This window comes from Aquamicrobium ahrensii (assembly GCF_040545755.1).
GTDB lineage: Bacteria > Pseudomonadota > Alphaproteobacteria > Rhizobiales > Rhizobiaceae > Mesorhizobium > Mesorhizobium ahrensii.
In genome coordinates this window covers 70,838-81,253 of sequence record NZ_JBEPMN010000017.1, presented here as the reverse complement: position 1 = coordinate 81,253, position 10,416 = coordinate 70,838, and the positions used below count along the sequence as shown (strand labels likewise).

Annotated in this window: 10 protein-coding genes, 2 tRNA genes and 2 pseudogenes; 3 read left to right on the top strand and 11 right to left on the bottom strand. The window is 63.5% G+C overall.

What is annotated here, in order from left to right; translation table 11 throughout:
- Window positions 1–111 precede the first annotated feature (111 nt).
- Window positions 112–439, top strand: a pseudogene (locus ABID44_RS16730) (transposase); the annotation flags it as partial.
- Window positions 440–586: 147 nt separating this feature from the next.
- Here the strand turns inward: ABID44_RS16730 and ABID44_RS16725 are convergent.
- The 5 genes from ABID44_RS16725 to obgE all read right to left on the bottom strand — a co-directional run bounded on the left by ABID44_RS16725 (window position 587) and on the right by obgE (window position 4,914).
- Window positions 587–661 (bottom strand) — tRNA-Glu (locus ABID44_RS16725).
- Between the two features lie 82 nt (window positions 662–743).
- Complete coding sequence (locus ABID44_RS16720; protein WP_354152846.1) at window positions 744–1,343, bottom strand: nicotinate-nucleotide adenylyltransferase; 600 nt, start codon at window positions 1,341–1,343, stop codon at window positions 744–746.
- An 81-nt stretch (window positions 1,344–1,424) separates the two neighbouring features.
- Complete coding sequence (locus ABID44_RS16715) at window positions 1,425–2,711, bottom strand: glutamate-5-semialdehyde dehydrogenase (RefSeq protein ID WP_354152842.1); 1,287 nt, start codon at window positions 2,709–2,711, stop codon at window positions 1,425–1,427.
- Between the two features lie 24 nt (window positions 2,712–2,735).
- A complete protein-coding gene (gene proB / locus ABID44_RS16710) occupies window positions 2,736–3,869 on the bottom strand; it encodes a glutamate 5-kinase (protein ID WP_354152841.1) in 1,134 nt (377 codons plus the stop codon).
- A 4-nt stretch (window positions 3,870–3,873) separates the two neighbouring features.
- The gene (obgE, locus tag ABID44_RS16705; RefSeq protein WP_354152840.1) at window positions 3,874–4,914 is read right to left on the bottom strand and encodes a GTPase ObgE; all 1,041 of its coding nucleotides are present in this window, start codon (window positions 4,912–4,914) and stop codon (window positions 3,874–3,876) included.
- 139 nt (window positions 4,915–5,053) lie between these two features.
- On the opposite strand from obgE, the gene ABID44_RS16700 reads away from it, so the two are divergent.
- Window positions 5,054–5,935, top strand: coding sequence for an endonuclease/exonuclease/phosphatase family protein (locus tag ABID44_RS16700; protein WP_354152839.1), 882 nt, complete (start codon window positions 5,054–5,056; stop codon window positions 5,933–5,935).
- 23 nt (window positions 5,936–5,958) lie between these two features.
- Here the strand turns inward: ABID44_RS16700 and ABID44_RS16695 are convergent, their stop codons facing one another.
- The 3 genes and pseudogenes from ABID44_RS16695 to rplU form a co-directional block, all read right to left on the bottom strand.
- Complete coding sequence (locus ABID44_RS16695; protein ID WP_354152838.1) at window positions 5,959–6,552, bottom strand: GNAT family N-acetyltransferase; 594 nt, start codon at window positions 6,550–6,552, stop codon at window positions 5,959–5,961.
- A gap of 123 nt (window positions 6,553–6,675) precedes the next feature.
- Window positions 6,676–6,945, bottom strand: a complete 270-nt coding sequence (rpmA, locus tag ABID44_RS16690) for a 50S ribosomal protein L27 (protein WP_354152837.1) — start codon at window positions 6,943–6,945, stop codon at window positions 6,676–6,678.
- Window positions 6,946–7,055: 110 nt separating this feature from the next.
- Window positions 7,056–7,472: pseudogene (rplU, locus tag ABID44_RS16685) on the bottom strand (50S ribosomal protein L21); the annotation flags it as partial.
- A 424-nt stretch (window positions 7,473–7,896) separates the two neighbouring features.
- On the opposite strand from rplU, the gene ABID44_RS16680 reads away from it, so the two are divergent.
- Window positions 7,897–7,986: transfer RNA gene (locus ABID44_RS16680), tRNA-Ser, on the top strand.
- A gap of 190 nt (window positions 7,987–8,176) precedes the next feature.
- Here the strand turns inward: ABID44_RS16680 and ABID44_RS16675 are convergent.
- The 3 genes from ABID44_RS16675 to ABID44_RS16665 are packed head-to-tail and all read right to left on the bottom strand — an operon-like array spanning window position 8,177 to window position 10,232.
- Entirely contained in the window at window positions 8,177–8,758 is a 582-nt protein-coding gene (locus ABID44_RS16675; RefSeq protein ID WP_354152836.1) for a DUF6969 family protein, read from the bottom strand.
- The gene (locus tag ABID44_RS16670; RefSeq protein ID WP_354152835.1) at window positions 8,755–9,024 is read right to left on the bottom strand and encodes a hypothetical protein; all 270 of its coding nucleotides are present in this window, start codon (window positions 9,022–9,024) and stop codon (window positions 8,755–8,757) included. Before ABID44_RS16670 ends, ABID44_RS16675 begins: the two co-directional genes overlap by 4 nt.
- Window positions 9,021–10,232 (bottom strand): YeeE/YedE family protein, encoded by a 1,212-nt coding sequence (locus ABID44_RS16665; RefSeq protein WP_354152834.1) that lies wholly within the window; start codon window positions 10,230–10,232, stop codon window positions 9,021–9,023. The genes ABID44_RS16670 and ABID44_RS16665 overlap by 4 nt, the downstream gene beginning before the upstream one ends.
- Between the last annotated feature and the right edge of the window lie 184 nt (window positions 10,233–10,416).

Sequence of the window (10,416 nt, the reverse complement as noted above, 5' to 3'; positions counted from 1 at the left end):
CTTCGGGCTTATGCTTCTTCTGGGGCATTCCAACGTCCTCTCCAACGGCTCAATAGCCTACTTCAGGGAGGACCACTTTTCAGGGGGCAGACCAGGTCGAAGGACGGACTGATGAAGCGGAAGCGATTTACGGAAGAGCAGATCACGACGGTTCTGCGCGAATATGAGGCGGGTGCGAAGTCGGGCGATCTGGCCCGCAAACACGGGGTCTCGGAGGCGACTCTGTATAACCGGAAGGCGAAGTATGGCGGGATGGACGTGTCCGACGTCAGACGCCTGAAGGCTCTGGAAGACGAGAATGCGAAGCTGAAGAAGCTGCTGGCTGACCAGATTCTGGAAGCGGCGGCGCTGCAGGAGCTTCTATCAAAAATATAGGGCCCGCTGCAAGCGCGAAGCCGTCGCGTATCTGCAGGCCGTTATGGGCCTATCGGAGCGGCGGGAAGGAAAACTGTCTGGCATCAACTGTCGGGCGAGGGATTCCGACCGCCTCCAACGATCACGATTGAATGATGAGCATGTCCATCAATGTTGAAGGCTGATTAGTTGATAACCCCTACGCAACATGTATCTACGTGCTTGAAGTTATTGGTACGCCCAAGGGGAATCGAACCCCTGTTTGCGCCGTGAGAGGGCGCCGTCCTGACCGCTAGACGATGGGCGCAGCCGAGGTCCGCGATATAGGCTGGCGAATCGGAAAAAGCAACAGGGCAATCGCCTTTTCCCGCAGATGTTCAAGAAAAGCCTCAGCGCCGAACAGTGCCGGCGTGGCCGTTGCGGATCGCGGTCGATGAAAGCGTCGACCGCGGCCCGTGGATGAAGGTCCATGCCGGCGCCTTCATGCGTGCAAGGCGCGGCGCATCCGCTTCATCCACACGCGCATAGTCGAAAGTTTTGGCGACGGTCGACGACAGGAAGGCGAGCGTCGCGCCCGGCCGGTCTATGACGGCAACCGGGAATGTCAGCATGATCTCTCGCCAGCGTTCCCAGCGATGGAAATCGCGCAGGCTGTCGGCTCCCATGATCCACACGAAGTCGACGCCCGGATTGCGGGCCCGCACCAGCGCCAGCGTATCGGCCGTATAGCGCACATGCCAGGCCGCCTCGAACGCGGTAACCTTGATGCGCGGATTGGGTGTGATGGCCTGGGAACGCTCGATGCGTTGCGATAACGGCGCAAGTTCGCGCGTGCTTTTCAGCGGGTTGCCGGGCGTCACCATCCACCAGAGTTGGTCAAGCGCCAGACGGCGCAGTGCTATGTCCGCCACCAGTACATGGCCGGCATGCGGCGGATTGAAGGAGCCGCCGAACAACCCCACCTGCATGCCCTTCTCGACATGCGGCATACGCAGACAGGCGGGCGGCGGCGATTGGCTGGGCATGGTTCCGCCTCCCTGAAAATCCTGATTAAAGCTGGTGCGGCGTGGTCAAGGCCGCACCTGGCCCGATCCGCGCACCCGGTACTTGAAGGAAGTGAGCTGCTCGACCCCCACCGGTCCCCGCGCATGCATCTTGCCGGTGGCGATACCGATCTCCGCCCCCATGCCGAACTCGCCGCCATCCGCGAACTGGGTCGAGGCGTTGTGCAGCAGGATCGCCGAATCGATCTCGTTGAAGAATTTTTCGACCGCCGCGGCATCCTCGGCCACGATGGCTTCAGTGTGATGCGAGGAATAGGTTTCGATGTGCCCGATGGCTCCGGCCACACCGTCCACCAGCTTCGCCGAGATGATGGCGTCGAGATATTCCGTGCGCCAGTCCTCTTCCGTGGCGGGTTCCGCATCCGCGAAAATGGCCTGCACCTCTTCATCGGCACGGATCGTACAGCCCGCGTCGCGCAAAGCTGTCAGAACCGGCGTCAGATGCGTGGAGGCGACGGCGCGGTCGACCAGCAGCGTCTCGGCTGCGCCGCAGATGCCGGTACGGCGCATCTTGGCGTTCACCGCCAGCTTCACCGCCATGTCCTGACCAGCCGACTTGTCGATATAAAGATGGCAGATGCCTTCCAGATGCGCGAATACCGGTACGCGCGCCTCCCTTTGCACGCGCTCGACCAGACTGCGGCCGCCGCGCGGGATGATCACATCGAGATTGCCGCCCAGCCCTTTCAGCATTTCACCCACGGCCGCACGGTCGCTCACCGGCACGAGCTGGATCGCGTCTCCCGGCAGACCGGCGGCCTCCAGCCCTTCGACCAGGCAGGCATGAATGGCGCCAGACGAGTTCAGCGAATCCGATCCGCCGCGCAGGATGACCGCATTGCCGGCCTTCAGGCAGAGCGCGCCGGCATCCGCCGTCACATTCGGCCGGCTTTCATAAATGACGCCGACGACGCCAAGCGGCGTGCGTACACGCTCGATATGCAGCCCGTTGGGACGGTCCCATTCGGCAATCACGTCGCCCACGGGATCGCGCAGTTCGGCAATCGCCCTGATGCCGTCGGCAATGGCGCGAATGCGCTGCCCATTGAGTTTCAGCCGGTCGAGCATGGCGGAAGACAGGCCGGCCTCCTCGCCATTGGCCCTATCGAGGGCGTTGGCGTCGAGGATTTGCTGCTCGCGGCGGGTGATGGCCGAGGCCATCGCGACCAGCGCGGCATGCTTTCGCTCGGCGGAAGCTATAGCCAGCGGTCGGGCTGCGGCGCGCGCCTTGCGGCCGATTTCGGCCATCAATGCGATCGTATCCAGTGCAGCGTTTTCGGTCACGTTCAGCATCTCCGGAACTCCAGGAACAGCCTGCTATATCTCGATGCCATTGCCATTCACCACAAGGTCGTCGCGGTGGATCATGGCCGAGCGGGCCTCGTAACCCAGCACGGCCTCGATCTGCGTCGTCTTCAGCCCCGCAATTCTTACGGCATCGGCAGCGTCGTAGGCAACCAGACCGCGCGCGATCTCGCTTCTGTCCGGCCCGAGAATCGCGACAGTGTCGCCGCGCGAGAAATTGCCGGCCACCTGCCGCACGCCGGCCGGCAACAGGGATTTGCCTGACAGAAGCGCCTTCACAGCGCCATCGTCCACGGTCAATCGCCCCGCCGGTTCGAGCTGGCCGGCGATCCATGTCTTGTAGCCCTTCACCGGATGCGTGCTGGGCCGGAACAGGGTGGCGCGCTCGCCGCGCTCGATCGCCATCAGCGGCGACTGGCGCGTGCCGGCGGTGATGACCATGGCCGTTCCAGCGCCCGTCGCGATCTTGCCTGCGTCGAGCTTGGTGCGCATGCCGCCGCGCGACAGTTCGGAGGCGGCCGCCCCCGCCATCGCCTCGATATCGGGCGTGATGCGCTCGACAACAGGAATGAATTCGGCGTTCGGGTCCAGCGTCGGCGGGGCGGTGTAGAGCCCGTCTATATCGGAGAGCAGCACCAGCAGGTCCGCCCCCATCATGGTGGCGACGCGCGCCGCCAGACGATCGTTGTCCCCATAGCGGATTTCGGAGGTGGCGACCGTGTCGTTCTCGTTGATGACCGGCACCGCCTTCATCTTGAGCAGCGTCGAGATGGTGGCGCGGGCGTTGAGATAGCGCCGACGCTCCTCGGTGTCGCCCAGCGTCAGCAGAATCTGGCCGGATGTCAGCTCATGCTTGCCCAAGGCTTCGGCCCATGCGCCGGCGAGCGCGATCTGGCCGACGGCCGCCGCCGCTTGGCTTTCCTCAAGCTTCAGCGCCCTGCGCCCAAGCCCCAGCATGGTGCGCCCCAGCGCGATGGCTCCCGACGACACGACGAGGATTTCCGCACCGTTCGCGGCCAACGCGCCAATATCGTCGGCCAGCGAAGCCAGCCAGTCGCGCTTCAGTCCTGTATTGCGGTCGACCAGCAGGGCCGAGCCGATCTTGACCGTGATGCGGCGATAATCCTTCAGCGAAAGAGCGCTCATGCAATCAGGCTTTCCAGCGGTCGTCGACGTCGTTGGCCCGGGGCGCGGCTTCCCCCCGTGCTTCTTCCACCACGGCCATCAGGGCGCGCAGCACGGCCTCCACGCCTTCGCCGGTCGCCGCCGACAACAGAAGCGGCGTCTTGCCGGAAGCACGCTTCAACGCCGCAATCTTCTTCCGGCGCTCATCCTCGTCGATCGTATCGACCTGGGCCAGGGCCAGCACCTCAGACTTTTCGGCAAGGCCATGACCGTAAGCCTCCAGCTCGCCGCGCACCGTCTTGTAGACCTTGCCCGGATGCTCCTCCTGCGCCGAAACCAGATGCAGCAGAACCCGCGTGCGCTCGACATGGCCCAGGAAACGGTCACCGATGCCGACGCCCTCATGCGCGCCTTCGATGAGGCCAGGAATATCGGCGATGACAAATTCGCGCGCATCGACGCGCGCCACACCGAGACCCGGATGGAGCGTGGTGAAGGGGTAGTCCGCGATCTTCGGCTTCGCAGCCGTAACGGTGGCGAGGAAGGTGGATTTCCCCGCATTGGGCAGACCGACCAACCCGGCGTCCGCGATCAGCTTGAGCCGCAGCCAGATGCTTTTCTCCACTCCCGGCAGGCCGGGATTGGCGCGGCGCGGAGCCTGATTGGTGGAAGTCTTGAAATGCTGGTTGCCGAAGCCGCCATTGCCGCCCTTGCCAAGCAGATAGCGTTGGCCGGGCTCGGTCAGGTCGCAGATCAGGGTCTCGTTGTCGTCCTCGAAAATCTGCGTGCCGGCCGGCACTTTCAGCACCGCATCCGCGCCCTTTGCGCCGGTGCGGTTGCGGCCCATGCCGTGCACGCCGGTCTGCGCCTTGTAATGCTGCTGGTAGCGGTAGTCGATCAGCGTGTTGAGCCCGTCGACGGCTTCCGCCCAGACATCGCCGCCCCGGCCGCCGTCGCCGCCGTCCGGCCCGCCGAACTCGATGAATTTTTCGCGGCGGAACGACACCGCGCCGGCGCCGCCGTCACCGGAGCGTATGTGAACCTTGGCCTGATCGAGAAATTTCATCGGACTGCGCCGCTTTCGCTGCTATTGCGTTTCATGAAAGTGCCTTCACTAGCCTAAGGTGCGGCGAAGTGCGAGGCCACCCGTGCTGAAATCGGCATGGATGACTACGCCGGCTCGGGCGTGCGGCAGGGGGAATCGAATGAAGCTGGTGACCTACAACGTGCAGTTCGGCGTCGGGCGCGACGGCAAGGTGGACCTGGAGCGCATCGCAGCCAGCGTCGCCGGGGCCGATATCATCGCACTGCAGGAGGTCACCCGCAACTATCCCACCAATGACGGCATCGACATGGTGGCGGGCCTCACCGCGCTTTTGCCGGATCATCATCATGTCTATGGCGCGGCCATGGACATCGATTTCGGCGCGCTGATACCGAACCCCGCCCCCTCCGGGCCGGACTCGCCCAAACCGGCCTTGCGCTTCCAGTTCGGCAACATGCTTTTGTCGCGCTGGCCGGTCGTCTCCTGCCGCAATCTCTTCCTGCCCCGCAGCCGCACCTACGACAAGGCCAATCTGCAGCGCGCCGCTCTGGAGGGGCTGATCGTCACCCCGCTCGGGCCGTTGCGCATCTACAGCATTCATCTCGATCACGTCAGCGCGGAGGAGCGGATCATGCAGATCCGCCACCTGAAGGAACGCGTCTTCGCCTATCCGATGGAGGGCGGCGCGATTACCGGCGCGGGCGAATACGGCTTTCCCGAACCGCCCTGCCCCGAGGACTTCATCCTCATGGGCGATTTCAACATGCGCCCGGACGAGCCTGAATACGCCGAGATGACCGGCGCGCCCGACACGCTGTTCGGCCGCCGCATAGTCGCCCATCATCCGGTCGACGCCTCGCGCCTCGCCGGCCCGCCACCGGAGGGAAGCGTGAGCTGGACCGATCTTTCCGGCGCCGGCAAGCATTCGCGGCTCGACTACTGCTTCGTCTCGCCAGGCCTCGCCGGCCGCGTCCGGGATTGCTGGATCGACAACGACGCCGAGGGCTCCGACCACCAGCCGGTATGGACGGTGGTCGGGTAAGCCGTCAGCGTCCCATTCGCCGCTCAAGACCGGGCCCATGACCGTAGGCTGGACCAGGTGCGCCGATCGAGACGATAGCGCTCGATCGGCGCCTTGCCGACGACCAGCGAATTCAGCATGCCCTGCCCGGCATACTGGAAGCCGCACTTGTGGATGACGCGCCGGGAAGCCGGATTGATGACCCGGCACGAGGCGTGCAGCGCATTGATGTCGGTCGCGCGGAAGGCGAGATCGACCAGCGCATGCGCCGCTTCGGTCGCGTAACCCCTGCCCCAGTAAGGCTCACCGATCCAGTAGCCGAGTTCCAGCCCCCGCTCGTTGCGGGTAAGGCCCGCGCAACCGACCAGCGCGCCATTGTCGGCAAGCGTGAGCGCATAGACCGCGCCGCCGAGACCAGCGAGCTTGCTGTTGGCGATGAAGGCGCGGGCTTCCGCCTCGCCATAGGGATGCGGCATGCGGCCCAGCATTTCGGCGACGCGGCGGTTGTCGGCCAGAACGACCAGATCCTCGACGTCTTCCTCGTGCGGCGCGCGCAGCACCAGCCGCTCGGTCACCAGAACCGGGCAGTCTATTCTCAGGTCGTAGTAATCTTCGGCGTCTTCCTTCGCGACGACCATGGCCTAGTCCCTCCAGGGCAAAGAAAAAAGGGAGATGGCGACCCATCTCCCCTGATCCTTTTCTGGTCTGGCCAGACACCGGTTCCCGAGATGGGGCGCCGGTGTTTGTGGTGCGGAAACCGGCTACTCCGCGGCTTTCGGCATCGGGTTTACCGACACGTAGGTTCGGCCGTTGGCTTTCTTCGCAAACGACACGGCGCCTGTTTCAAGAGCGAAAAGGGTATGATCCTTGCCCATGCCGACGTTGACGCCGGGATGCCATTGGGTGCCGCGTTGACGAATAATGATGTTGCCGGGAATCACGGATTCCCCGCCAAACTTCTTCACGCCAAGGCGCTTCGACTCTGAATCGCGACCGTTGCGCGACGAACCGCCAGCTTTCTTGTGTGCCATCTTGATGCTCCTTTGCGCCGTTTCAGGCGCCTGCGATCTCTATGAACGCGTTCGCGTCCCGTTTCAAGCCTGCCGCGGCGGCGAAGCCGCCTTCAGCGTCTCAATTATTCCGCTGCGTCCTCGGCCTTGGCCTTCTTCGGAGCCGCCTTTTCCTTCTTCGGCGCGTCTTCCTTGGCCTCGGCCTTGGCAGCCGCCTTCTTCGAAGGCTTGGCGCCGGCAGTCAGGATCTCGGAGATCCGCACGGCGGTGTACTGCTGGCGATGGCCGATCTTGCGGCGCGAATTCTGGCGGCGGCGCTTCTTGAACGCGATGACGGTGCGGGCCTTGCCCTGCTCCACGATTTCGGCGGCGACGGTGGCGCCTTCCACGAAGGGCGCGCCGATGACGACGTTGTCGCCCTCGCCATGCGCCAGAACATGGCCGATCTCGACGATGTCGCCGACCTCGCCCGAAACCTTCTCGATCTTCAGCACGTCGTTGGCGGCTACGCGATACTGCTTGCCGCCCGTTTTGATGACTGCGAACATTTTTTGCCTTTCGCTGTTCGGTCGGCCTTTTCGATCCGGCGCTTCCAGCTTCCGGCCCTGTCGGACCTGTCGCGGAAAAGAGACGGATCGGCCGTCTTTTTGTCAGTCTGCGGGTTCAATAAACAAGAGGCGCGGGTTTCAGCCCACGCCGTTTGCGCGTCGTCCCTAACCGAAGGTGGCGTCGAAGTCAAGGAAAACCGCGCTTTCCGGCAGCCGGCGCAGCCTATGTATCCGCGCGAAGCGCCAGCCATCATTGCTTCCCCGGTCTTCGGCTGCCCCTCACCCGTATCCCCCGCTTCTTCCCGGCAAAACGGATCGCTGGGTGCCTGTCGGCGAAACGTATGAAATACGCCTTATTTGGCCTTGTAACGGGGAGCGACTGCCGCTATCTAGTGCGCCGCTGGCAACAGCCGACCACCATTGCGGAGAAGTGGCAGAGTGGTTGAATGCACCGCACTCGAAATGCGGCATACTCGCAAGGGTATCGGGGGTTCGAATCCCTCCTTCTCCGCCATTATTATTGATTCTGTTGTAATTTTCGGACTTTTTCACCGGTTGTCATAACGGAAAGCCGACCGGTGAGGCAGCACTGCTCGCCCGACTATCTCGTCAAGATCGCAGCCCGGACCTGAAAGCCCATGTGAGCGCCTGGCGGCGACGCTTCCCGAACTCGCCGGCGAAGTCATTTCAATTTTGGAAGAGCGTCACGCGCTTATGCGCAGTTGCGAAAGCACTTCTATGGAGCGGTCTTCCAACACCTCCGTCAGCGGACGCCCGGTCGCGGCCAGCTTTTCGTCGCGCTCGACATTCAACCTTGCGATGTCGTCTTCGTAGCGGCTCACAACCGCCGTCAGCCAGCGATTTACGAGATAGTCCGGCGTCGCCAGTTCGACATTGAAGCGGTCGAGAAGTGCGTTGGCCGTCGCCGCGTCACGCCAGCTTCCGCCTACCACCCATTGGTTGACCGTGAAGAGGCGCGTGAGCCGGCTGCGCGCGTCCACGCCTATCGCGATCAGGTGACAGGGCGCGCTCTCGCGCCCGTCCGGCCGTACGAAGCAGTGGAAATGTCCGTGTTCGCCCACCTCGGCGCTGTTGTCATGGCAATGATAGTACCATTGCGCCCCATGTGCGGGATCGAACACCTCCGGCTCCGGATAGTGCTTCCACGTCACCAGCCCTTGTGACGGCAACACGCGGTTGAGCACGCTTGTGCCCGACTTCGCCAGGATATGCTCGCAATAGGCGATCTCCTGGCTGGCGCGCCGCTTGTCTTCTTCGCTGCTCACAGCGCACCTGCCGAACAGGGGTTAGCCGCTGCGGGAGCTGGCGAAGGCGCCGGAGCGGGAGCGCCGCCGATAGAGTAGCCGTCGGCAATATCGTCATAGTTTCGTTCGCCCGGGGCCGGTGGCGGTGCGGCCGCCGCGCACGGGTTGAGGTTTTCCTCGTGTGCGGCGAGCGCCACCGGCGCGTCGCTGGTCACATGGTCGGCGGCGACCGCGCCAACGGCGACGAGCAATGAGGCTGCGAAGAGGGTGGTGTTCTTGTTGCTCATATTTTCTTGAACCCGTCGAGACCGAAGACAGGGCGGATGAAGATGCCGACCAGACTGCCAAGATAGGCCATCACGAGCCATACCCAGCCATGCAGACTGCCCGAAGCAATGCCTGAAAATAGCGCCCCGATGTTGCAGCCGAAGGAAAGCCGCGCGCCATACCCCATCAGAAGGCCGCCTATGATCGCCGCGACCCAGGAAAGGAAGGGCACGGCCACCTTCGGTGCAAACTTGCCCGCGAGCGCGGCGGCCAGCGCCGCGCCAAGGATGATGCCGAAATTCATGACCGAGGTGACGTCGAACAGCACGCTCTGGTTCAACGCGCGCGCCTGCGCCGGAACCTGCCAGAACGCCCAACTCGACACCGGAATGCCGATAGCTTCGAACGCCTTGGCGCCCCACAGGCCGAAGCCGTAGGTCACTGACCACGGATGGCCCGCGAGAAACAGCGTGACGATGTTGCCGAGCGCGAGGATGACGGCTGCGAAGATCAGCGGCCAAGGTCCATGGAGAAAGCTCGACGGCGAGAACTCGCGCAGGCCGGAGAAGACGGATTCGACGTCGCCATGCCTGCGCTTCTCGATGAAGGCAAGCACACCCACGATTGCGGCCAGCCCCGCCAGCGTCGCCAGCGTGCCTTCGATCGCCCCGAATGTCTCGCCGAAACGCACCACCGGCATCGACGGGAGGTCGAGCCAGAACGGCAGATGCCAGGTGCCGACCGTCGCACCCACGATGAAGCCGAGCAGCGTGACCAGCATGCGCGCGCTTCCTCCACCTACGGTGAACAGCGTTCCCGAGCCGCATCCGCCGCCAAGCTGAATGCCCGCACCGAACAGGAACGCGCCGAAGACGACCGAAACGCCGACAGGCGCCCATGCGCCCGCAAAACTGCGTCCGAGGTCGAGGAAGCCGCTCGTGACAGGAATGAATACGATGGCCGTGATGGCGATCATGATGAACTGCGCCCGCATCGAGCGGCTGCGGCCTTCTGTGGCGAAGCGTTTCCAGCCGCCCGTAAAGCCGAATGAAGCCTGGTAGAGCGCGAGCCCGAGAAGGCCGCCTGTCAGGAACAGCAACGCCTGGGTGGCGCTGACGATGATGGAAAGCGCCGCAGCGCCGGCCACAATCGCCACCGCGATAATGAGGAGCGGCGAACCGTCGATCCGGACGCCCGAGGGTTTGGTGTCGAAAGTTGTGGCGGTCATGTCATCCAGGCCTGTCAGAAAGGAACATTTTATCCCACACGGCTCAGGCTATAAGAAACAACATTCTTCCCCAAAAGCCTGGCCGTTTGAAATTTCCAGGCACGCCTATATGGCATTGCAGAAAACTGTTCCTTCTTACGGCCTGTCTGGTCCGGTATCTTTCCCGCAACTGTTCGCATGGTGA